This is a genomic window from Bradyrhizobium sp. 31Argb (assembly GCF_043638955.1).
Taxonomy (GTDB): domain Bacteria; phylum Pseudomonadota; class Alphaproteobacteria; order Rhizobiales; family Xanthobacteraceae; genus Bradyrhizobium.
Genome location: NZ_JBEGDB010000002.1, coordinates 63,127 through 85,939 on the forward strand (window position 1 = coordinate 63,127; position 22,813 = coordinate 85,939).

The window sequence follows — 22,813 nt, forward strand, 5'->3', positions numbered from 1 at the left end:
CGGCTCGCCCTTCGTTGGGGTTCAGACGTATCCGAGCCAATGCCAATAGGTGGCGCCGAGCAGCATTACCAGCGCAAGCGCGACGATGGTGAGCACAAGGCCGGTGCGAACGAAGTCCTTGGCCTCGAAGGTCTCGGTCCCATAGGCCACCATGTTTTGCGGCGCGTTCACCACGAGAATGAAGCCGAAACTCACGACGAACTGCAGCAACATGGTCATGCCCACCATATTGATGCCGGGCGTTGCCACATGCTGAAGGACCGCAATGACGATCGGGATCATCGCGGAAGCGAGCGCGGTCGCGCTGGCGAAGCCGAGATGGATCACTGTCAAGAACAGGCTCATCACGCCGAGGATGAACAGCGGGCTGGCGTTCTGAAGTCCAAACTTGGTCACGACCAGATTGGCCAGCCAGACGGCGCCGCCGGTCTGCAGCAGGGCTGTGCCAAGGCTGATGCCGACGCCGAACAGCACGACGGTCCCCCACGGGATCTTCGGCTGCGCCTCCTTCCACGTCATGATTCCGACGCCGGGCATGAACATCAATGCAACGGCCGCGATGGTGGTCGATGACGTATCGAAGCGGTGCAGCACGCCCTCGGTCGCCCAGAACGCAAGCAATGTCAGCGAAATCGCAAGCAGCTTCTTCTCGGACGCTTTCATCGGCCCCAATTCGGCGAGCGACTGCCGGATCGCATCGCGACCGCCGGGTACCTCCTTGACTTCCGGCGGCATCATGTGCGTCGTCACGAAATAGAGCACCACCGACATGATGATCCCGAACGGCGCCGCCGCGACGAACCATTCGCCCCAGGTGATGCTCTGGTTCAGCGTCTTCTCGATGAAACCTACGGCAACCATGTTCTGCGCCGCCGCGGTTTTGATGCCGACATTCCAGATGCTGGCCGTCTGCGTCGCGGTGATCATCAGCATGCCGGCAAAGGCGCCCTTCTTGCTGACGCCGAAGGCGGCGATGATGCCGAGCATGATCGGAACGATGCAGGCGACTCGCGCTGTCGTCGAAGGCACCAGAAACGACATGATGAAACCGACAACAATCGCACCAATCACGACGTGGCGGGTTTCGGTGCCGACGCGGGAGAGAATGAAGAGGGCGATGCGTCTGTCGAGCTTTGTGGCTGTCATGGCGGCGGCGATGAAGAGCGCGGACGCCACCAGTGCCAATGCGGTGTTGGCGAAGCCGCTGAAAGCAAGACCCAAGCCCGCGCTGGTGCCCATTGCTACGGCCGGATTGGTCAGGCTCGGTGCCGTGCCGAGCAGAAAGGCCATCAGCGCGGCGATGACCACGCCTGATACCGCGTAGTCGAGCGTCTCCGTCATCCAGACGATCACGGCAAAGGCGAGCACGGCCAGCATGCGATGGCCCGACATCGACAATCCCTGTGGTGTCGGTAACACAAGAGCAATGACCAGCACGGCAATGGCCAGCAGAAGCCCCCAGTTGGAGCGGAGCCAGGACGGTTGAGCCGGATCACCAGAGTGTGCGCCAACGGATACCGATGAATCTGCAGTCGACATGAAGTGCTCCTCTCGTCGCTCAAGACTTTGCGCGATGATTGCTGCGCTGCTTTGAGGAAGATCAAGAGGCGATGCAGATGACGGCCGCTATGCTTTCCGTTCTGACGGCAGCCCCTGCTCGATGCTTTGAAACCGCAGCGGTGCGAGGGCGACGGCACGCTCCCACCAGTCCGTCACGCGTTCGGCGAGCGCGGTGCTGCCTCGGCCCTTGCCGGGGACGATCCTGATGCCCCTGACGGCTTCGGCATGATAGCCGCGGGCGAGGCGGGTGATCTTGATGACGATGCCGGCCCGGCCCCGCTTGGTCAGCGGGACCAGCAGGCGGCCGTTGCGGCGGAGCGATTCGACCCACAGCGGATGCGGATGATTGAAGCCGGCATGGACGATGATCACATCGGCCGGCCCGCCTACGTCGTTGCAGCCGTCGCCGTGGATCACTTCGACATTCTTGTATCGCCTCAGATTGGCGGCGGCACGGCTGGCCAGTGCCTTGTTACAGTCGATGGCAAGCACCTTGCCTTGCGCACCGACGATCCTGGACAGGATCGCCGAATAATAGCCGAGCCCGCAGCCGATCTGCACGACGCGTTCTTTGTCCTTGAGGTCGAGTACATCGAAGAAATGCGCCCACTGGCTCGGCAGTCCGGTGTCGAGCTTGCGCCGTTCATCGATCGCGACCAGCACGTCGTCATAGAGATGAATGGGGTCGGCATCGGCGGTGGAGTTGTAGCCGCGTCCGGCCTCGCGGCGGATGCGCCACGGGCCATCGCCCGCAAAGTGCTCGCGCGGTACCGTGGCGAAAGCCCGCAGCAGGCATGCGGAGGAAATCTGCTCGCGTTGCCCGATCGCTTTCGCGTAGCCTCGTCTTGCCGCCGCCAGATCGCTCATCCCGCCCGGTGTAGCCCTGTCTGGTCCGCCCACGGATGCTGCCTTGATGGATTCGCGCCGAGTTCCTCCATCAGATTCCACGCCTCCTTCAGGTCCGGCGTGCGGAAGCCCTCGGCGAACTGCGCCGCGACCGGCACGAGCAGTTCGACGGCCTGCTCGCGCTTGCCGGCATCGCGCCAAAGGCGTGCCAGGCTGACGGCCGACCGCAACTCCCATGCAAGCGCGCTCTGCTGGCGGGCCAGCTCCATCGAACGGCGGAACAGCTCCTCGACGTCGTCGGCCACAGCTAACCCGCCTTGGGCAAAGGTCGTTTCACCCTGCAGGCGATAAACCTCGGCGAGGAAGAAATGGTCGCCGGTCCGCCTCGCAACCGCGAGGGCGCCGTCCAGCGTTCGCAGCGCCGCTTCCAGCCGGCCGGCTTTCGCATAGGCAGTCGCGAGCAGGCTCCTGAACCAGCAGCTCGCCAGCCAGGCGTCCATGGCTTCATAGCCCTCCAGTCCCACCCGCATCTGCTTCAGCCCTTCGTCGATCTCGCCGAGCTCGGCCATCGCCCATGCGCGCAGGATGCCTGCCTGCTGCTTCCAATGCTGGAAGCCATGATCCGACGAGACCACCATGGCGCGGTCGGCATAGTTCATGGTCCCCTCGACATCGCGCAGGTGCTGGCAAAGATAAGCGCCGAACTCGAGGGCAAAGGCGAGCGTGAATGGATGGCGCAACTGTTCGGCGTTGACGATCGCATCCTCGGTGTGCTGGCGCGCCGCATCGGGGCGGCCGAGAAACCACTGGAGATATCCGAGATAGGACAGCGAGACGACGCCGGGATCGATACCGTGCCGTTCGGTCAGTTCACCGTGCAGATCGGGGGTATAGAGCCCGTTGCAGCGCTGCAGATGATAGTGCGAAGCCGCAAATCGCCCGCGATAGAGCATGGTCATGGCAATCGACCTGTGGGCCTCGATCAGATACCCGGCATGCTGCTGTATCGATTGCGGGGTTGCGTTCGGGCGTACCCGCTTCGCGAACTGCAGGAGCTCGACGCTGAGATCATGGGCGCGCTTCAGATCGGCACGGATGAAATGGTACACCCAAAGCCCGCGGGTCGCCGTGAACACATTGGCCTCATCGTCAAGCTGGCGGCCGAGCTCGAGCGCCTGGGTGTAGTTTTCCTCGACCTCCTGCGCGGCGTAGCCCTTGGCGGCGATCAAGGCGTTGCCCAAAGCGGTGCGAAGCTCCAGCTCCATTTCGTCGCGTCGCATCATCTTGGGATGGCTTTGGGTGACGCCGAGGCCACGCCGGAGATGGCTGATCGCTTCCAGATTGGCGCCCGCTTTTGCGGACTGCTTGCCCGCCTTCAGCCAGAAACCAACGGCCGGTTCGGCTTGGCCGGATTCGGTCAGGTGATAGGCGAAAAGCTCGGGCTCGCGCTCGGTGCGTTCCGGATAGATCTCCGCGATCACCTCCGCGATCCGCGAATGCAGCCTTCGTCTTTCGCTGTGCAGGAGGCTCGAATGCGCCGCGTCCTGGATCATCACATGCTTGAAGGCATAGACCGCATCTGGCTGATGACCGCGGCGAACGATCAGCCCCGCTTGCTCGAGATGATCAAGCGCCGCCTCGATCTGCTCCGCCGGCGATTCGGCGACCGCACAAAGGATCTCATAGGAGAACTCCCGGCCGATCGTGGCCCCGATCTGTGCGATCTTCTTGAACGGCCCCATGCGATCGAGGCGCGCCATCAGCGAGTCGGTCAGGGTGGCCGGGATCGAGAGCTGGCGCCATGGTCCGGTGAAGACGTAGCGCCCATGCCGCTCGGTGAGCAGGTTGGATTCGATGACGGCCTTGGTCAGCTCTTCCAGGAACAGCGGCACGCCGTCGGTCCTGACGATGATCTCCTCGACGACTTCCCTCGGCAGCTCCCGCCGGCCTGCGACCCGCTCGACCAATGTCGTCCGCAGTTGCCGGCTGAGCCGGTTGAGCGTCAATGCCGTGATGTGGCGATGCGCATTCCAGCTCGGCTTGAATTCCGGGCGGCAGGTGACGATCACGAGGATGGCCGCGTTCTGAGCCCTCTCTACCAACAGATCGAGCACTTCCCGCGAGGTAGGATCGATCCAGTGGGCATCCTCCAAGGCGATCATCAATGGCCGGTCGCGCGCAAGCCCGACCAGATGGTTCACCAGCGCGGCGACCGTCACATCCTTGTGCTGCTGTGGCGAAAGCTCCGGCAGCGCGTGCCGATCGCCGGTCGAGATCGACAGCAGCGCCGCAAAGATCGGCACCACCTGCTGTACATTGCCCTTTGCGGCGGCCACGGCTGCCTCGAGGCTCGAAAGCGCCAGCACAGCAGAGCCTTCGCGATCAAGTCCGATCGCGAATTTGAACTGCTCGATAAACGGATAGAACGCTGTGCCGGTGTAATAGGGAGAACACTGGAACGACAACTGCCCGTGGTGCTCGCCGGCGACCCGTTCGTGAATCTCCTGGAAAATGCGCGACTTGCCGATTCCAGGCTCTCCCGACAGCAGCACGACCTGGCCATGACCCTGTTTGGCCTGTTGCCAGCGTCGCATCAGCAGGGCGATTTCCTCCTGCCGGTTGACGAGCGGCGTCAATCTCGCGCCCATCGCCGCAGCGAAGCGTGTTTCCATGCGCGCGCGCCGGACCACGCGCCAGGCCTGGACTTTTTCGGATATCCCCTTGAGCGTGTGAATGCCAAGGTTCTGGTAGTCGAACTTTCCCCTCAATAGGGATTGCGTCGAGGACGCGATGACCACCCCATTGACGGGGGCCAGCGGCTGCAGCCTGGCGGCGAGGTTCAGCGTTTCGCCGATGGCGGAGTCGCGTTCCTCGGTGCTCTGTCCGATCAGGTCTCCGACGACAGCAAGGCCGGTCGCAATTCCGATGCGAACCGCTGGCGTGTAGCTGGATGCCGCTCGCGACTCGCCGCCTTGCGCCGATGACAGCGCCTCCACGATCTCAAGCCCGGCGCGCACGGCACGCTCGGCGTCGTCTTCATGCGCATGCGGATAGCCGAAATAGATCAGGATGGCGTCGCCGATATAGCGCGCGGCGAAGCCGTCATAATGCTTCACGATCCGGACGCAGGTCTCCCTGAAGCGGCCGATGATGTCGCGCACGTCCTCGGGATCGAACTGCTCGGAGAGCGAGGTGGAGCCGACCATGTCGCAGAACATGGCGGTGAGCTGGCGCCGCTCGGCGACATTCCCTGTTCTCGGCGGGACGCTGCGACCCGCTACCGGATTGCTCGCCGGTGCGATCGGAATGAGCGAACCTATCGCGCGCTGCAGGCGCCTGCGATCACCCATCGGCAGACCAAGCTTCGCCAGATCCTCTTCGGTCAGATCGGGGATGACATCGAGGCCGATGCGGTGCTGGATGAAAAGATCGCCGTATTGGCCGAGGCCGATCTCCTCAAGCCAGTGCTTCAAGCCATCTGTCGTTTCAGAACTTGGCTTATTCTCCGGCATAATTATCCGTCGGGCTGCATCTCAGGAGAAAGGACGTGTCTCCGTTTGGTTGCGCACATTTAGGGGACTTTTGCCCGACCTTGGTCTGGACGGATTGGCGAAGTTCAAGAACAATAGCTCAACTCGAGCAAAAAGGCACGAGCTTGTCGGACGTCGCAGCCACACCGTCGCAAGGATCGGCCGGCAGCAGCACCGGAGGCCAAGCCCTTTCGTGCATCCAAGCCTTTTCGTGCATCGGGGATATCCTTGATTTCTATTCCCGCAACGCGCCCGATCGGACCGCGGTGCTTGCTCCCGGACGCGGTGCGGTGACCTATGCCGAGCTTGCCACGCGCACCAGTGATACCGTCCGTCAATTGCGCGGGCTCGGCATCGCCCAGGGCGATCGCGTGGCGCTGGTATTGCCGCGGGGCGTCGATAACGCGCTGGCCCTTATTGCGGTAGCAACAGCAGCCGTCTGCATCCCGGTCAATCCGGATCTGACCGGGGATGAATTACAGCGCTATTTCAGCGAGCTGGAGCTTGCCGCGCTCGTCACGGCTGCGGAAGCGGGCTCCGCAAGCCGGGCCGCCGCGCACGCGTTGGGGGTTGCTGTGATCGATCTGTCGCCCCGGGCCGGCCAGGGTCTTGGCGCCTTCGAATTGGCAGGTTCGTCGGTTGGGCCTGCCATTGTGGGCGGGGCCGCGCGCGGAGAGGATGATGCCTTCATCCTGCTGACCTCGGGTACGGCGTCTCGTCCCAAGATGGTACCGCTGACCCATGCGAGCGTGTGTCTTTCGGCCTACAATGCTGGGGTCGTCTTCGCGCTCGGGCCACAGGATCGCTTGCTCAACATGCTGCCGCTGTTTCACGCGCATGCCCTGATATCCGGCCTGCTCACGGCGCTCGCGGCTGGATCGAGCGTGATCTGCACCGCGGGCTTCGATGCCGTGTCCTTCTTCACCTGCCTGAAGGAGTTGAAGCCGACCTGGTATACTGCGGTGCCGACCATCCACCGCGCGCTGCTGTCCGCTTCAGAGCATGACACAGAGATGACGCGGGGGTCTTCGCTGCGCGTGATCCGCTCGGCATCGGCGTCGCTTGCCCCCGCCATCCTCCAAGGACTGGAAGCGCGGTTCGGCGTGCCCGTGATCGAGATCTACGGCATGACGGAAGGCGCATCCCAGATCGCCGCCAACCCTTGCCACTTGCGCAAGCCGGGCTCGGTCGGCCCGCCCGCCGGTCCCGAGATCGCGATCATGGACAATGAAGGCCGGCGGCTGCCCGTCGGCGAGCGCGGCGAGATCATGCTGCGCGGCCCCACCATCAGCCGGGGCTATTACGACGATCCTGAGGCGACCAGATCCGCCTTCCGGGACGGCTGGTTCAGGACCGGCGACCTCGGCTACCTCGACACGGACGGTTATCTCTTCATCGTCGGCCGCATCAAGGACGTCATCAACCGCGGCGGGCAGAAGATTTCGCCGCTGGAAGTGGAAGAGGCGTTGCTGAGCCATCCCGATGTGCTCGAGGCCGGCGCCTTCGGAATTCCGCACCAGAAGCTCGGCGAGACCGTCGGCGCAGCGATCGTGCTGCGGCCGCAGTCCGGCGCCACAGCGCATCAGCTTCGGCAGTTCGCGCGGCAGCGGCTCGCCGCCTACAAGGTGCCGAGCCTGATCCGGATGGTTCAGGCGTTGCCGAAAGGGGCGAGCGGCAAGCTCAAGCGAAGCGCGCTTGTCGAATTGGTGTCGGCCGGACCGGCAAGCGAGGACACCGAACACAGGCGTTTGCCCCGCTCTGAGTTGGAGCGGCAATTGGCCGAGATCTGGGCGAGGCTCCTGGAGGTGGAGCAGGTCAGCGTCGATCAGGACGTCTTCGCGCTGGGCGCGGATTCGCTTGCGGTGACACAAATGCTATCGCGCCTGCGTGAACAATTCGGCACCGATCTCTCGTTCAAGGACATTTTCGACGCGCCGACGGTCGCTGAGCTTGCTGGGCGGCTGCAATCGCGCGCAGCGGAACGCGACGTCGCGCTGCCGGGATGGCGCAAGACCGCAACGGAGTCAGGCCGTGCGCCGCTCTCGTTCCAGCAGCAGCGGATGTACGTCCTCACCCGGCTGGACCAGACCAAATACAATTACAATGTCGTCGAAGTGGCCCGCCTGTCCGGCCGGCTCGACGTTGCCGCATTCGAGGCGAGCATCGCAGCGCTTTGCGAGCGGCATGAGGTCTTGCGCTCGACCTTTTCCGAATGGCTGGGCGAGCCGGTGCAACGCGTCGACGCGGCGATGCCACGGCTCGAACACGTGGACTTGAAGGGATGCGCAAAGGGTGAGCGCGAAACGGCGACCCGGCGGGAAGCGCTGAAACTGGCGCACCACCAATTCGATCTCGAACATGAGCCGCCGCTCAAAATCAGGCTGCTGCGCTTCAGCGCGACCGATCATGCGCTCGTGATCAACATCCATCACCTCGTCACCGACGGCTGGTCGCAGCGGCTGTTCTGGCAGGAGCTCGAAGCGCATTATGCGGCGAGCTGCGCGGGACGCGTGGCCGCGCTGCCTCCGCTCGCTTTCCAATATCGCGATTTTGCTGCATGGCAGCAGGATTGGGCGACAACGCCGGCGGCGAAGGAGCAGTTGAGCTATTGGCGCACGCAGCTCGATGGCGTCACCACGCTGCCACTGCACATCGATCGCCCGCGTCCACAGACGTGGAGCGGTCGCGGCGCCCGGCATTACCTCGAACTGCCGCAAGGCCTGTCGGCGCGGCTGAGGTCGCTGAGCCAGGCGAAGGGCGTCACGCCGTTCATGACGCTGCTCGCGGCGTTTCAATGCCTGCTCCATCGCTACACCGGCCATGAGGATGTCGCGATCGGCTCGCTGATCGCGAACCGCAACCAGATCCAGACCGAATGCCTGATCGGGCTATTTGCCAACACCGTGATCCTGCGCACCGACTGCTCCGGCGATCCGACCTTCGGCGAGCTGCTGCGGCGGGTGCGGCAGGTCACGCTCGATGCCTATCGCAACCAGGATCTACCGATCGAGGAGGTGCTGCAGGCGCTGCAGGTGTCGCGCAGCCGCGACGGCAATCCGCTATTTCCGGTGATGTTCATCCTGCAGAGCGCTTCGATCGAGGCGGCGACGTTTCCGGGATTGTCGACGCAGCGTCTCGAGATCGATCCGCAGATTTCGCGCTTCGACATCACGCTCGAGCTGGTCGAGACCGACGGCCGTTTTTCAGGCTTCTTCGAATACAGCACCGACCTGTTCGATGCTTCGACGATTGCGGGAATGGCGGCACATTTCGAGCGGCTTCTGAGCGCTGTCATTGCCGATCCCGAGGAGCAGATTTCGCGATTGCCGCTGCTGTCGCCGGCGGAGCGCCGCCGCGCGCTGGCGGATTGCAATGGGGTCGAAGCCGATTACAGTGTCTTCGATCTCTCCGAACGGTTCGACCAGCAGGTCGCACGTGCGCCGGAGGCGATCGCAGTCTCCGCAGGCGAGATGCGTCTCAGCTACCGTGAGCTCGCCGATCGCATTGCGGCGATCGCCGCGCGGCTCGCGCAGGAGGGGATAGGCGACGAGAGGCTGGTCGCGCTGTTCGTCGAGCGAAGCCCCGATTTGCTGGCTGCGATGCTCGCAGTACAGCGCGTCGGCGCGGTCTTCCTTTGCCTGGACCCGGCGCAGCCCGCCGCGCGGCTGGCCGAGATCCTGACATCCAGCGGTGCGGGTTTGCTGTTGGTCGGTGCAAGCTGCTCCTCGGCGCTACAGGAAGTGCTTTCCCGCTCGCCCATTCGGCAGCGCATGCCGATTGTCCATCTTGAAGGCCTGGCCGCCGCCAATCCGGTCAAGCCGGCGCGGCGCGCGCCATCGAGGCTTGCCTATGTCATCTACACCTCGGGCTCGTCGGGGACGCCGAAGGGCGTGATGATCGAGCAGCGAGGATTGTCCAATCATCTCGCGTCCCTGATCTCCGAGCTTGGCCTGTCGTCTGCGGACGTGATCGCGCAGACTGCGCCGCAGAGCTTTGTGATCTCGGTCTGGCAGTTTCTCGCCGGTCCCGTAGTCGGTGCGCGCGTCCACATTTGTGCCGACGAGATCGTGCGCGATCCCGAACTGCTCGCGCCAGAAATCGAGCGGGCAGGGGTGACGGTGCTGCAGATCGTGCCATCGCTGCTGCGGGTTATCCTTGAACAAGCCGACCAACCGCCGGTGCCGCGCGCTTTCTCCCGCCTGCGCCTCCTGATCTCGACCGGCGAGCCGCTCGCCGTCGATCTCTGCTGCGCCTGGTTCAGGCGGTTTCCGGATGTGCCACTGGTCGACGCCTACGGCGCATCGGAGTGCTCCGATGACGTCGGGCTCAATCGCCTCACCAAGCCGCCGGCGCTCGCGACCAGCGTTCCGATCGGCCGCCCCTTGCCCAATACGCGCCTCTATGTGCTCGATCCGCATCTGCAGCCGGTGCCGGCCGGGATCGTGGGGGAGCTCTGTGTCGGCGGCGCGGGGGTCGGGCGCGGCTACATCAATGATCCCGGGCAGACAGATGCGCGCTTCCTGCGCGACCCGCTTTCGCAAGATGCGGACGCGCGTTTGTATCGGACCGGCGATCTCGCCCGGCGCCGCGCTGACGGCACGATCGAGTGCCTTGGCCGTATCGACGATCAGGTGAAGATCCGCGGCTATCGGATCGAGCTGAAGGAGATCGAGCATGTTCTGCTTGATCATCCGGATATCCGTGCCGCCATCGTCGAGCCGCGCGACGCCGGCGGTGAGATCCGCCTGGTCGCGCACATCGTTGCGGCTTCGGGCAGCCGGCCGGATGCCGGTGCACTGCGCGATTTCCTCAAGAACAGGCTGCCGGGCTACATGGTGCCCGCAGCCTTCCTGTTCCTCGAACGCATTCCGCTGAACAGCCACGGCAAGGTCGACCGTGTTGGGCTGAGGGGAGCGTACCAATCCGAGCCGACAGCCGCCCGCGTGACGATATCGGCGCGGCGCAGCACCGAGAAGACGCTGACCGATATCTGGATCGATCTGCTGAAAGTCCCCAGCATCGGCGTCACCGACAATTTTTTCGACCTTGGCGGCCATTCATTGTTGGCGGGCCAGGCGATGGCGCGTGTCGCGCGGGCGTTCGGCGTGTCGTTGCCGATCAAGTCGATCTTCGAGGCGCCGACCGTGGCAGAACTCGCGCAGCGCATCGACGATGCGTTGGCAAGGAAACCGCAGCAGGTTCTGCCGATTATTCCGGATGTCGTGGAAACGGGTTCGCGCCTGCCGTCCATCGCGCAGGCCCAGATGCTCGGCGTCGAGCGCGAGCTTCCGGGGCTTCCTCTGTTCAACCTGCCCTTTGCACTGCGGCTGCAGGGGCCGCTCGATCTCGCCGCGCTGAAGAAGAGTCTTGGTGAGGTGATGCGCCGTCACGAGTCGCTGCGCACCGCCTTGGGCTGGGATGGCGACGAGCCTGTGGTCATGATCACGCCGCCCGGCAAGCGCGCCGCGCCATTGAACGTCGAAGATCTGACGGTGCGCGGATCGCCGGGCGACAAGCGCGTCAGCCAACTGCAATTAAGGAAGGCCAGGCTCCGCGCCGAGCAGGAAGCCCGGACGCCATTTGACCTCACACGCGCGCCGCTATGGCGGGCGCGCCTGTTGCGATTGGGGCCAGACGACCATGTGCTGCTGCTCACGATCCATCACGCCATCGCCGATGGCTGGTCAATCGGAATCCTCTTTGACGAGATCTCGCAACGCTATGCGTCGCTCGTGGATCGTCGCTCGGTACCGGCGCTGCAACCGGCGTTGCCGTTCTCCGATACGGCGCGTCGTCAGCGCGGATGGTGTGCCACCGATGCGGCGGAGCGGCAGGCCAGCTATTGGAAGGAGAATTTGCGCGGGGCCGCGCCGGTCTTTGGCGATGCCGCTGGCGTCGCGCCAGCCCCACCCAGCGATCATCAGCCGGTGCGCCTGTCGGGCGATCTGGTCGCAGCGCTGACCGCCTTTGCGAGCCGGGAGAACGGCACGCTGTTCATGGCGCTGTTGACCGGCCTGAAGACACTGCTTGCGATACAAACCGGCCGCGATGACATTTGCGTTGCCACTGCGATGGCCAATCGCTCCCGGCCTGATACTGAGCAGGTGATCGGACCATTCGAGAACACCGTGATCGTCCGCACCCGCATCGATCCAGGACTTTCGTTCCGACAGGCCTTCGCCCGCGTGCGCGACAGCGTTCTCGAAGCTCATGCCAGACAGGAATTGCCCTTCAACATTCTCGCCGCGCGGCTCGCGGAAGCGGGCATCGATCCGGCCTCCCTGATCCAGGTCTACTTCGCCTTGCAGAATCCGCTGCGCCAGCCGCTGAAGTTTTCGGATGTGAAGATACGCACGCTTGGAAGCGCCTACCGCGAAGGGCAGCCGGTGCTGCCGGTCGATCAGACCTGGCTCTCGCTGATGCTGAAGGAGCGGCCGACTGGCATCACCGGCTCGTGCAGCTACAAGCGCGAGCTGTTCGGACACCATGTGATTCCACAATGGATGGAGGATCTTGTCGTGATCCTCACGCGCGCTGCAGCGCAACCCAGTGCGTCGTTGCAACGTTTGCTCCGTCGTCGCGCCGCGTAATGCGCGCAGTCCGCAATCACTCCAGGCTGTAACGAGCGAGAAAACTACCTTGATTATTTGTCGCTTCGCGAGCAACATTGTTCTCGCGCCTGACAAGGTCGCGGGAAACCCGGGGTATTTACTATGGGATTTGTTCCGTATCTTGATTTCGATAAATTGACACCCGACGAAAAGAAGAACCTGAGGGATTTGCTCAAAAGTGAGCGGGATCAGCTCAGGATCGCTTTGGCCTTGGCTGAAAAGGGTTTGGCGAAGTTGGGCAAGTCGGCCAAGAAGGCCAAAAAGAAGAAGAAAAAGAAGAGCAGGTAGACGCTGCGCGAGATCGATGCCATGCGCATCAGGGCGCGAGGCCGCGGGCTCGATCTGCCGTTCGATCAGTTTTCAAGGCTGATCTCCGGCCGGCAGATCGGCTTCGGGCCGCACATCTCGGACGATCCTCCCATCGTGCATCGCCCATGGTCGCTCGCGCGCGGCGCTTGCCCGGCATGACCGCGAGCAAGCGCAAATCCCGATCATCCGAGCTGTCGGCGACGAAAACCAGGCTCCGCGTATTCCCCGCCGTTTCGCGCAACCGCGATCCTACAAAATATGCCGACGAGCTGATGCGGATCGCGCATTTCGCCGACCGCAACGGCTTCGAAGGAATCTTGCTGTTTGCCGGCAATGACGTATTCGTCGAGCCGTGGGCGATGGCCCAGCATATCCTCGCGCACACGCAACGTTGCGCGCCGCTGATCGCGGTCAATCCGGTCTATCTGCATCCGTTCACCGCGGCGAAGCTGATCTCCTCCTTTGCACTGCTCTACGGCCGGAAAGTCTATCTGAACATGATCACGGGGACCGCGCTGAGCGATCTGCACGGGCTGGGCGACGAGCAGTCCCATGCCGAGCGATATGCAAGGCTAGGCGAGTTCATCGCCGTGGTGCGCCAATTGCTCACGAGCGCGCGGCTCCTCAGTTTCCGGGGCAGGTTCTACACCACGAACGATCTGCAAATCTGGCCGCGCCTGCCGGCGGAATTGATGCCGGAATTCCTGATCGCGGGCCAATCGGACGATGCGCGCCGCGTGGGAGCGGAGATGCAATGCCTGATGATGCAGATGCTCCCGCCCGATCTCGAGCGGGGAATAAAGGCTCCCGGGTTGAATTTCGGGATCTTTGCGAGGGAAAGCCGCGAGGAGGCGAGGCGGGCCGCAAAGCTTCGATTTCGGGATAGCGACGACAATCGCGAATTGTTCAAGCTGACGATGGAGAACACCGATTCCGTCTGGAAACGGCGGCTTGGCGACGATGAGCAGGACGGCGCGATCCACCACAACGGCTACTGGCTGCTTCCCTTCCTGACCTTCCAGGCGGATTGCCCGTATCTCGTCGGTAGCTATGCCGACATCGGCGCAAAGCTGCGCAGCTTCGCGGAATTGGGCGTCGGCAATATCATCCTCGACGTGGTCGCGGACGAGGAGGAACTCGAGCATGTCCGCAAGGCGCTCGCCTGCAGCGGCGTGTTCTGATGGCGCATTGATTTGCTGCTTACTTGGTCGGGCGGCGTCCCGTGCGCGGATTGAGCGGAGCGGTCGGCGGTCGCCGCAGCGCTTCGGGCAGGAACGGCTCGTCCGGCTCGGGCGAGGGATCGGCGCGGACGTCGGCCGCGGTCTGCGCCCGCTCATGCGGGCTCTGATTGTCCTTGAACTTGCGCTTCACGTCGACGCCGCTGACGGGATCGTTGACGCCATGCTGGATGTCTCTGGTGTCCGTCATGATGTGTCTTCCGAAAGATCGGCGCTTCCAATTGAGAACGCCCGTGGTGACCCGTCGTTCCTCGGGTTCCCGGCCGTTGGCTGCACGTCGGACCCAGCCATCAAACCCCGATCGCGTTCTTCGCCACCACGTCGCGATAGAATTCCGCACTCAGTTTCGGCACCCGCGCTTGCGTCTCGAAGTCGACCCGGTAGAGCCCAAAGCGCTTCTCGTAGCCGAAGATCCACTCGAAATTGTCCATCAGGCTCCAGAGAAAATAGCCGCGCACCGGGATGCCCTCCGATGTCGCGCGCTGGAGTTGCGTCAAATAGTTGCGCAGATACATGATGCGATCGAGATCGTAGACTTTGCCATCGGCCGTGAGCTTGTCCTCGGACGAGGTGCCGTTCTCGCTGATATAGATATTCTCGATATTCCAGATCTTGGCCGCGAGCCTTGGCGCCCAATAGATCGTCTCCGGACCGATTCGCAGCCATTCCGAGTTCATGTGCGGGAACGAGGTCGGGAACGGGAGTACGTTGAAATGCGGCTTGCGGTCTGAGGCCGTGATGTAGAATTGCGGCGCGTAGATGTTGAGCCCGACGAAATCGGTCGGCGAAGCGATGATCTTCAGTTCCTCGGGGGTGAATTTGGGCGCGTTGGCACCGGCATATTCGAGGAAGCCCTCGGTGTATTTGCCCTCCAGGATCACGCCGAGGAAACCCGCGTTCAATTCGCGCGTGGCTATCTCGGCGGCGCGGATGTTTTCCGGCGTTGCGATGGCGGGCACGCAAGCCGCGATATTCTCGGCGACGCCGACCCTGGTGCCGGCGCGTCCCTTGGCGCGGATCGCCTGCACCGCAAACCCATGACCGAGCGCGACGTGATGGCGGACCTGGTTCAATTGCGCGGTCGGCAGTTTGAGTCCGGGAGCGTCGATGCCCCAGCCGTAGCCGAAATTGACGAACCTGCCGGCCTCGTTGACGGTGAAGATGTTCTTCACCCGGTCGGTGATGTGCTCCGCGATATAGGCCGCATAGTCGCCGAACGCCTTTGAGGTCTCGCTCGATTGCCAACCGCCGACGCGGTCTTCCAGCGCTTGCGGCAGATCCCAGTGATAGAGCGTGGCGTAGGGCTCGATGCCGTTGGCGAGCAATTCGTCGATCAGGCGGTTGTAGAAGTCGAGCCCTTTCGGGTTCGGCGCACCTGCACCTTCCGGAAACACCCGCGGCCAGGCGATGGAGAATCGATAAGACTTGACGCCGAGATCCCTGATCAGGGCTACGTCCTGCTTGTAGCGGTGATAGTGCTCGTTGGCGCGGTCGCCATTGCTGTTGTCCTCGATCTTGCCGGGCGTGTGGCTGAATGTGTCCCAGATCGAGCGGCCGCGGCCGTCCTCGTTGACCGCGCCCTCGATCTGGTAGGACGAGGTCGCGGTGCCCCAGACAAAGCCGGCGGGAAACGGGCCGGGCGCGTGCGGGTCGGCGGCAGCGGCCGGAGTCACGTTGCGCTCTGCGGCAGCGGCCGGCGTCGCCGCCATGCCGAGCGCGGAAATGCCCGCAAGCTTGGCGAAATGCCGGCGCGAAAATCTACCGAACATCGGTCACTCCGGTCGGGTTGGCATCGATCTGATAGGCCGAGATCCGGTCGATCTCGAAGGCGATGCTTTTGGGCGAACTGGCATCGACGAAGCCGACGCCGAGAAAGAATTTCGATCCCATCGCAAGATTGACGATCATGTACATCGGATCGTCGTATCCGATGGGGACCCTGATGTCGGACACCGGCTTGCGGTCGATCAAGTAGATCAGCCGATCCTCTTGCCACAGCACACCGTAATTGTGGAATTCGGATTCCGCGCCGGGGATGTTGAAATCAAACCCACAGGACTGGATGCGCTGTGTCGAAGGAATCCGCCAGTGCGTCGTCATCACGATGTCGCCGGGCCGCTCGCCCCGTCCTTCCACGACGTCGATTTCCGGAGGCCAGCCGCCGTCGTCGGCGAGCATCCAGAACGCCGGCCACACGCCGCGGCCCAGTGGGATCTTCGCGCGGATTTCGAAATAGCCGTATTTCTGCGAGAACTTGCCCTGCGTCGTCAGGATGCCCGAGATGTACTCATTGTCGAACAGCGCCGGCTTCAGATCGGGCGGCGTGCGGCTGGCGACGATTGACAGCACGCCGTTATGAACCCTGAACGGGTCAAGTCCCAGCGGGGTGTTCATTCGGCCGCCATAGCGGGGATCGACATAGATCTGCTGCTCGCCATTGGCGCTGGTCTTGCGTTTGAAATCGGAGCCGTCGCCGCCCCAATAGCGGGCCTCCGGCCACGCCGCACCGCCGGCATAATGCGGCACCCACCTTCCGTCCGCCAGCGGATGTTCGTTGAAATCGTCGCTGAAGGTCCGGTGCAGCGACCGGAAGGTCAGCGACGTGGGCGGCTGATCTTCGACGCGGCGGCACTCAGTGGTGGTTGGATCGGTGGTCACCTGCAAGGTGAGCGCTGCCGGCGCCGCTTCGAGATCGTCCTGGGCGAGGGCGGGCGCCGTCACGGCGACATAACCGATCGCAAGCAGAACTCTCGGGGTCAATTCGCCGATCATCTCCGGCCTGCAAGGGGTAGGTTAATCCACGTTAACCTTTCACGCCACTTTCGGGCAAGTCGCGTGTGGGGGCGCATACGGGACATCGTACTGGAATGTAACGCAGCGGTGATTGCCGCGGCGGTTCCCGTTAACCTGATGTCAACGATCCAAGCAGGCGGCGCTTCAACAGAATGTTAGCGGCTTCTACTCATAGTGGGTCGATCGTCCAGGGGTGTGTGCGTGCGTTCATGATGCGGCGATGGCCCTATCTGGCCAGGAGTGCGCTGGTCGCGGCCAGCGTGGCCGCCTTTGCGGCAGGCGGACATTTTGTCGCGACCACCGCGATCGACGCGCAGCAATCCAAGCAGCTTGAGGAATTGGCCAATATCGCGCTGCGACGCTCCGAAGTCGCGGTGGATTCCAGCGTTGCCACGCTCAACGACGTCATGCGGCGCGGTCCGATGACCTGCGATGCGGCTTCCCTCCAGGCCGTGCGCCTCAAGGTCTATCAGCGTTCCCAGGTCAAGGACATCCGCCTCGTCAACCGGGAAGGATCGGTGATCTGCTCGGCCTATTCGGAGACGCTCGAGTTCGACAATGAATGGGTCACGCGGCCGCGCATGCTGCGGACCGCCGATCACAGCCTCCTGCTGTTTCGGGTCGACCAGATCAATGGCGTCGCGCTTGGCGTCTTGAAGGACATCGATGCGAAGTCTTCGCTGGTCGCCATCCTTGGCGTCAGCGCCACCCTGTTTGACATCCTGCCCGCGGAATTGCGTGACCACGGCGAGGTGGTGGCCCAGCTCGACAACAGCGCCGATATCGGGCGATTTGCCGCCTCGCAGGTGTTTGACGCGACCGACGCCGTGACCTTCAGCAGCGCATCGCACCGCTATCCCTTGCGCGCACTGGTCCGGGTCGCGCCCGACGCCCTGCGGCATTGGAACAGGGACGGCTATTGGCCGTCGATGCTGCTCGGCGCCGTGCTCGGCCTCGCTTTCGGCCTGTTGCTGACGCGGGCAGTGGCGCGCCTGGAAGGGCCGATTGCCGATATCGACCGCGGCTTGGCGCGGCACGAATTCGAGCCGTACTTCCAGCCGACCTTCGATCTGCGCTTTGGCGCGATCGGGGGGTGCGAGGTGCTGGCGCGTTGGGTGCACCGGGACGGCAGCGTCACGCCGCCGATGAATTTCATTCCGCTTGCTGAATCCAGTGGCCGCATCGAGGCGATCACCTGGCAGATCCTCGCATTGGCCTTGAAGGAGATGCGCCCGCGGCTTGCGGCGGACAAATATTTCAAGATGTCGGTCAACATCACTCCGCGCCATCTGCTCAGCGAGGGTTTTGTCGACCGGCTTCGCCGTGAGGTCAGGGACAGCGGCGTCTCGGCGCGCCAGATCGTGATCGAGGTGACCGAGCGCGAAGCATTTCCGGACCTGGAGAAGGCGGCTGCCGTCATCGAAGCGTTGCGCGAGCACGGTTTCAAGGTCGCGATGGACGATGTCGGCGTCGGCCACAGCGGTCTGTCCCAGATCAAGCGGCTCGGGGTCAACACCATGAAGATCGACAAGTTCTTCGTCGATACCATCGTGCAGGATGGTTCGGCTGCGACCATCGTCGAGATGCTGGTGCGGCTCGCGGCGAAGCTCAGGATGAACGTGATCGCCGAGGGCATCGAGACGGCCGAACAGCGCCAGGCGCTGCTCGGTTGCGGCGTCGAGGCCGGCCAGGGCTACCTGGTGTCGCCGCCATTGCCCTATGCAAAGTTCGACGAATTCCTCGTCGCATATGAGGCCCGGATAGAGGCCGAGGCGGTTGTTCGGCAGGCCTCGGTCGCCTGACTGTGGTGCCATTTAGTTGAAGCTTCACCTCTCCCGCTTGCGGGAGAGGCGTAGGCCGCCTTCGGCGGCCGTCCTTGGAGAACGCCGAAGCGGCGCTTCGGCTATGGCGCAGCGCCGGGTGAGGGCTCTCTCCTACGGTCGAATAGCGTGAATCGCGGATAGAGCCCCTCACCCCAACCCTCTCCCCGTAAGAACGGGGAGAGGGAGCACGGCAGTGATCGCGCGCGCCGCATAACGCTTTGCCTGCACCCGGCTCGCCCCTATAGTGATGTCTCAAAGACAGCATTGGTCCTGAGAGGTCACGTGACTGCACCAAATCCTGCAGCAGGCAAGCCGGTCGATCCCGCTTCGCTTGCGAACATCCCGCGGCTCGTCACGGCGTATTTTGCATCGAAGCCCGATCCCGCCGACGCCACGCAACGGGTTTCCTTCGGAACCTCGGGCCATCGCGGTTCCTCGCTGCGGAATTCCTTCAATGAGGATCATATCCTCGCAACCACGCAGGCGATCTGCGACTATCGCCGCGAGGCCGGGCTGACCGGGCCGCTGTTCATTGGCATCGACACCCACGCGCTGGCGGAACCGGCGCTGGCGAGCGCGGTCGAGGTGTTCGCCGGCAACGGCGTCGAGATCATGATCGACGAGCGCGGCGGCTATACGCCGACGCCGGTCATCTCGCACGCGATCCTTACTTACAACAAGGGCAAGACCTCCGGCCTTGCGGATGGTGTTGTCATCACGCCGTCACATAATCCGCCGGAAGATGGCGGCTACAAATACAACCCGCCGCATGGCGGGCCCGCCGATACTGACGTCACCGGCATCATCGAGAAGAACGCCAACCGCTATCTGGAAGCCGGCTTGAAAGGCGTCGCGCGGATGGTTTACGACCGCGCACGCAAGGCGCCGTCGACGCATCTTTACGATTACATCACGCCCTGTGTCGCCGATCTCGGCAACACGGTCGACCTGGCGTTGGTCAGATCCGCTGGCGTGAGGATCGGCATCGATCCGCTCGGCGGCGCGGCGGTGCATTTCTGGCAGCCGATCATCGAGCGCCATGGGATCAACGCCAGCGTAGTGAACAATGCGGTCGATCCGGCCTTCCGTTTCATGACCGCGGACTGGGACGGCAAGATCCGCATGGATTGCTCCTCGCCCTACGCGATGGCGAGCCTGATCCAGATGCGCGAGAAGTTCGATGTCGCGTTCGCCAACGACACCGATGCTGACAGACATGGCATCGTGACGCGCTCGAACGGCTTGATGAACCCCAACCATTTCCTTGCGGTATCGATCGCCTATCTGTTCGGCCAACGCCCGCAATGGGGCGCGAACGCCGCGATCGGCAAGACTATCGTCTCCTCCTCGATCATCGATCGCGTCGCGAAGAAGCTGAACCGCAAGCTGGTGGAGACGCCGGTCGGCTTCAAATGGTTCGTCGAGGGGCTCGGCACCGGCGCGTTCGGCTTCGCGGGCGAGGAGAGCGCCGGCGCCTCCTTCCTGAAGCGCGACGGCTCGGTGTGGACCACTGACAAGGACGGCATCATCCTGGGCCTGCTTGCGGCGGAGATCATCGCCAAAACGGGTCGCGACCCGAGCCAGCTCTTCGCTGATCTCACCGCTGAGCTCGGCGTGCCCTTCTATGAGCGCATCGACGTCGCGGCAACGCCGAAGCAGAAGAGCGCGCTCAAGGCTGTGGGTCCGGAGCAACTCAACATGAAGGAGCTCGCCGGCGAGCCGGTCCGCGTGGTCAGGACCAAGGCGCCGGGCAACGACCAATCCTTCGGCGGCGTCAAGGTTGAGACCGATTCCGGGTGGTTCGCGGCGCGGCCGTCGGGGACCGAGGATGTCTACAAGATCTACGCCGAAAGCTTCCGCGGGGAGGATCACCTGAAGCGGATCCAGAGCGACGCGCAGGCGGCGATCGCGAAAGTTTTCGGATAGGGGCCTGCCATCATCGCCATGCGTATTCTGCTCACCGGTTCCTCCGGCTGGCTGGGGCGCTTTCTCGCGCCGAGACTGGGGCAAGCCGGCCATCACGTGATCGGCCTCGACATCGTCGCGGGCGAAGCGACTGATGTGATTGGCTCGGTCGCCGACCGCGCGGTCGTCGAGCGGGTGTTCGCCGATCACGGCATCGAAGCCGTGATCCATGCGGGCGCCCTGCACAAGCCGGATATCGTGCGCTTTTCGCCGCAGGCCTTTGTCGACGTCAACGTATCAGGCACGCTCAATCTGCTGCAGGCGGCGGTCGCCGCGCGTCAGGACCGTTTCATCTTCACCTCGACGACGTCGCTGATGATCTCGCAGGCGATCAGGGAAGGCGAGGGACATGCCGCGGTCTGGCTCGACGAGACGGCGGGCCCGCTCGAGCCGCGCAATATCTACGGCGTGACCAAGCTTGCCGCCGAGGGGCTATGCCGCATCTATAGCCGCGAGCACGGGCTGAACTGCGCCGTGCTGCGCACCAGCCGCTTCTTTCCGGAGGAAGATGACACCGAGCGCGGATTTTCCGGCGAGAATCTCAAGGCGAACGAATTCCTGCACCGCCGCCTCACCGTCGAGGACGCCGCGGACGCGCATCTGGCGGCGCTCGACCGGGCGAAAGGCTTCGAGATATTCATCGTCAGCGCGCCGCCGCCTTTCGCGCCGGCCGAGGTCGAGGCGCTGAAATCAGATGCAGCAAGCGTGATCGCGCGCCATTTCCCTGACGTGGCCGCGCTCTACGCCAAGCGGAATTGGCGCTTGCCGCACAGCATCGGCCGCATCTACGATCCCGCCAAGGCCGAGCGTCTGCTCGGCTTCCGCGCCCGGACCGACTTTGCCGAAGTGCTTGACGCGCTGCGCAGCGGCGCGCCGCTTCCCTTCGCGCACGATCCCGACTATGTCTCGCCGTCCACGAGGTTGCAGCATGGCTGATTTCCACGGCGTCTTTCCCTACCTGGTCTCGCCGCTCGATCCCGCCGGCCATATCCGCACCGAGGTGCTGGGCCGGCTGTGCGATGATTTGATCAAGGCGGGCGTGCACGGATTGACGCCGCTCGGCTCGACCGGCGAATTCGCCTATCTCAACAATGCGCAACGCGCGCAGGTGGTGCAGACGACCATCGAGGCGGCCAATGGCCGCGTGCCGGTCGTTGCCGGCGTCGCCTCGACCTCGACGGCTGATGCGGTGGCGCAGGCCAAGGCCTATCAGAAGCGCGGCGCCGACGGGATTCTCGCGATCCTCGAAGCCTATTTCCCACTGCCGGACGCACGCGTCGAATCCTACTTCCGCGCCATCGCGGACGCGGTCGACATTCCCGTGGTGATCTACACCAATCCGCAATTCCAGCGTTCGGACCTGACGCTCGACGTCATCGAGCGCCTCGCCGCCCATCCGCGCATCGGCTACATCAAGGATGCCTCGACCAACACTGGCCGGCTGTTGTCGATCATGAATCGCTGCGGCGACAACATCAAAGTGTTCTCGGCCTCGGCCCATATTCCCGCCGCCGTGATGCTGACCGGCGGGCTTGGTTGGATGGCTGGCCCCGCTTGCATCATCCCGCGGCAGAGCGTCGAGCTCTACAATCTCTGCCGCCGCGGGCGCTGGGACGAGGCGATGGCGCTGCAGCGAAAGCTCTGGCGCATCAACGAGGCCTTCGCTCGCTTCAACCTCGCCGCCTGCATCAAGGCCGGCCTCTCGATCCAGGGCTACGACGTCGGCGACCCCATCCCGCCACAGGCGCCGCTGACGCACGATCAGCGCAAGCTGGTCGAAGCGGCGCTGCAGGAGCTGGACTCGTAGTCTTGTAGATTCCATGGGGCGGTGAGCGCGCCCTTTCCGGTAGGTTTGGGTTTCCACACTCGAACCATCGGAGAGTCTGATGCAAGCATCGACCAAGAGCACGCCCACCGCCGGGCATTGTGGCACGATTTTCGTTGCGATCGAACTGCGTCAGAAGACGTGGCTGGTGACGCTGCACAGTCCGGATCGGGACCGGATATCGCGCCACAAGCTGGAAGGCGGCGATCATGCCGGGCTGCTGGCGCTGATCGAGGAGGTCAAGGCGCGGGCGCCGTCGAAGCTTGGCGCGGCGCCGCGGGTGGTGAGCTGCTACGAGGCCGGCTATGACGGC

14 protein-coding genes and 1 pseudogene are annotated in these 22,813 nt (G+C 63.7%); 9 read left to right on the plus strand and 6 right to left on the minus strand.

The annotated features are described in order from the left end of the window. Nucleotides 1-21 precede the first annotated feature (21 nt). The 3 genes from AAFX91_RS00830 to AAFX91_RS00840 all read right to left on the minus strand — a co-directional run bounded on the left by AAFX91_RS00830 (nucleotide 22) and on the right by AAFX91_RS00840 (nucleotide 5,918). A complete protein-coding gene (locus AAFX91_RS00830) occupies nucleotides 22-1,539 on the minus strand; it encodes a DASS family sodium-coupled anion symporter (protein ID WP_394565266.1) in 1,518 nt (505 codons plus the stop codon). An 87-nt stretch (nucleotides 1,540-1,626) separates the two neighbouring features. Continuing rightward, entirely contained in the window at nucleotides 1,627-2,427 is an 801-nt protein-coding gene (locus AAFX91_RS00835; protein WP_394565267.1) for a protein-L-isoaspartate O-methyltransferase, read from the minus strand. Beyond that, a complete protein-coding gene (locus AAFX91_RS00840) occupies nucleotides 2,424-5,918 on the minus strand; it encodes an AAA family ATPase (RefSeq protein WP_282529341.1) in 3,495 nt (1,164 codons plus the stop codon). Before AAFX91_RS00840 ends, AAFX91_RS00835 begins: the two co-directional genes overlap by 4 nt. 143 nt (nucleotides 5,919-6,061) lie before the next feature. Between AAFX91_RS00840 and AAFX91_RS00845 the strand changes: the two genes are divergently transcribed. The 4 genes from AAFX91_RS00845 to AAFX91_RS00860 all read left to right on the plus strand — a co-directional run bounded on the left by AAFX91_RS00845 (nucleotide 6,062) and on the right by AAFX91_RS00860 (nucleotide 14,037). Next, entirely contained in the window at nucleotides 6,062-12,526 is a 6,465-nt protein-coding gene (locus AAFX91_RS00845; RefSeq protein WP_394565268.1) for an amino acid adenylation domain-containing protein, read from the plus strand. 123 nt (nucleotides 12,527-12,649) lie between these two features. Then, nucleotides 12,650-12,835: a hypothetical protein gene (locus AAFX91_RS00850; RefSeq protein ID WP_130578189.1), complete on the plus strand. Its 186-nt coding sequence runs from the start codon at nucleotides 12,650-12,652 to the stop codon at nucleotides 12,833-12,835. 21 nt (nucleotides 12,836-12,856) lie between these two features. Further along, complete coding sequence (locus tag AAFX91_RS00855; protein ID WP_394565269.1) at nucleotides 12,857-13,015, plus strand: hypothetical protein; 159 nt, start codon at nucleotides 12,857-12,859, stop codon at nucleotides 13,013-13,015. Next, entirely contained in the window at nucleotides 13,012-14,037 is a 1,026-nt protein-coding gene (locus AAFX91_RS00860; protein WP_394565270.1) for an LLM class flavin-dependent oxidoreductase, read from the plus strand. The genes AAFX91_RS00855 and AAFX91_RS00860 overlap by 4 nt, the downstream gene beginning before the upstream one ends. A gap of 19 nt (nucleotides 14,038-14,056) precedes the next feature. On the opposite strand, the gene AAFX91_RS00865 is transcribed toward AAFX91_RS00860, so the two are convergent. From AAFX91_RS00865 to AAFX91_RS00875, 3 genes are all read right to left on the minus strand, one after another. After that, nucleotides 14,057-14,284, minus strand: a complete 228-nt coding sequence (locus tag AAFX91_RS00865; protein WP_130578191.1) for a hypothetical protein — start codon at nucleotides 14,282-14,284, stop codon at nucleotides 14,057-14,059. 100 nt (nucleotides 14,285-14,384) lie between these two features. Then, on the minus strand, nucleotides 14,385-15,863 hold the full coding sequence (locus AAFX91_RS00870) for a GH1 family beta-glucosidase (RefSeq protein WP_130578192.1): 1,479 nt from the start codon (nucleotides 15,861-15,863) through the stop codon (nucleotides 14,385-14,387). Further along, complete coding sequence (locus AAFX91_RS00875) at nucleotides 15,853-16,866, minus strand: family 16 glycosylhydrolase (RefSeq protein ID WP_130578193.1); 1,014 nt, start codon at nucleotides 16,864-16,866, stop codon at nucleotides 15,853-15,855. The genes AAFX91_RS00870 and AAFX91_RS00875 overlap by 11 nt, the downstream gene beginning before the upstream one ends. A gap of 230 nt (nucleotides 16,867-17,096) precedes the next feature. Between AAFX91_RS00875 and AAFX91_RS00880 the strand changes: the two genes are divergently transcribed. The 5 genes and pseudogenes from AAFX91_RS00880 to AAFX91_RS00900 all read left to right on the plus strand — a co-directional run. Then, a complete protein-coding gene (locus AAFX91_RS00880) occupies nucleotides 17,097-18,689 on the plus strand; it encodes an EAL domain-containing protein (protein WP_394565271.1) in 1,593 nt (530 codons plus the stop codon). A gap of 303 nt (nucleotides 18,690-18,992) precedes the next feature. Beyond that, nucleotides 18,993-20,636 (plus strand): phosphoglucomutase (alpha-D-glucose-1,6-bisphosphate-dependent), encoded by a 1,644-nt coding sequence (pgm, locus tag AAFX91_RS00885; protein WP_394565272.1) that lies wholly within the window; start codon nucleotides 18,993-18,995, stop codon nucleotides 20,634-20,636. Between the two features lie 18 nt (nucleotides 20,637-20,654). Further along, on the plus strand, nucleotides 20,655-21,611 hold the full coding sequence (locus AAFX91_RS00890; RefSeq protein ID WP_394565273.1) for an NAD-dependent epimerase/dehydratase family protein: 957 nt from the start codon (nucleotides 20,655-20,657) through the stop codon (nucleotides 21,609-21,611). After that, complete coding sequence (locus tag AAFX91_RS00895; protein ID WP_130584075.1) at nucleotides 21,604-22,482, plus strand: dihydrodipicolinate synthase family protein; 879 nt, start codon at nucleotides 21,604-21,606, stop codon at nucleotides 22,480-22,482. Before AAFX91_RS00890 ends, AAFX91_RS00895 begins: the two co-directional genes overlap by 8 nt. A 79-nt stretch (nucleotides 22,483-22,561) precedes the next feature. Next, nucleotides 22,562-22,813: pseudogene (locus tag AAFX91_RS00900) on the plus strand (IS110 family transposase); the annotation flags it as partial.

Bases quoted from the DNA above. Each gene is read 5' to 3' on its own strand.
- AAFX91_RS00865 (WP_130578191.1), bottom strand. From the start codon at position 14,284: ATGACGGACACCAGAGACATCCAGCATGGCGTCAACGATCCCGTCAGC.
- AAFX91_RS00875 (WP_130578193.1), bottom strand. From the start codon at position 16,866: ATGATCGGCGAATTGACCCCGAGAGTTCTGCTTGCGATCGGTTATGTC.
- AAFX91_RS00880 (WP_394565271.1), top strand. From the start codon at position 17,097: ATGATGCGGCGATGGCCCTATCTGGCCAGGAGTGCGCTGGTCGCGGCC.
- AAFX91_RS00830 (WP_394565266.1), bottom strand. From the start codon at position 1,539: ATGTCGACTGCAGATTCATCGGTATCCGTTGGCGCACACTCTGGTGAT.
- AAFX91_RS00840 (WP_282529341.1), bottom strand. From the start codon at position 5,918: ATGCCGGAGAATAAGCCAAGTTCTGAAACGACAGATGGCTTGAAGCAC.
- AAFX91_RS00870 (WP_130578192.1), bottom strand. From the start codon at position 15,863: ATGTTCGGTAGATTTTCGCGCCGGCATTTCGCCAAGCTTGCGGGCATT.
- AAFX91_RS00850 (WP_130578189.1), top strand. From the start codon at position 12,650: ATGGGATTTGTTCCGTATCTTGATTTCGATAAATTGACACCCGACGAA.
- AAFX91_RS00835 (WP_394565267.1), bottom strand. From the start codon at position 2,427: ATGAGCGATCTGGCGGCGGCAAGACGAGGCTACGCGAAAGCGATCGGG.
- AAFX91_RS00855 (WP_394565269.1), top strand. From the start codon at position 12,857: ATGCGCATCAGGGCGCGAGGCCGCGGGCTCGATCTGCCGTTCGATCAG.
- AAFX91_RS00895 (WP_130584075.1), top strand. From the start codon at position 21,604: ATGGCTGATTTCCACGGCGTCTTTCCCTACCTGGTCTCGCCGCTCGAT.
- AAFX91_RS00860 (WP_394565270.1), top strand. From the start codon at position 13,012: ATGACCGCGAGCAAGCGCAAATCCCGATCATCCGAGCTGTCGGCGACG.
- AAFX91_RS00890 (WP_394565273.1), top strand. From the start codon at position 20,655: ATGCGTATTCTGCTCACCGGTTCCTCCGGCTGGCTGGGGCGCTTTCTC.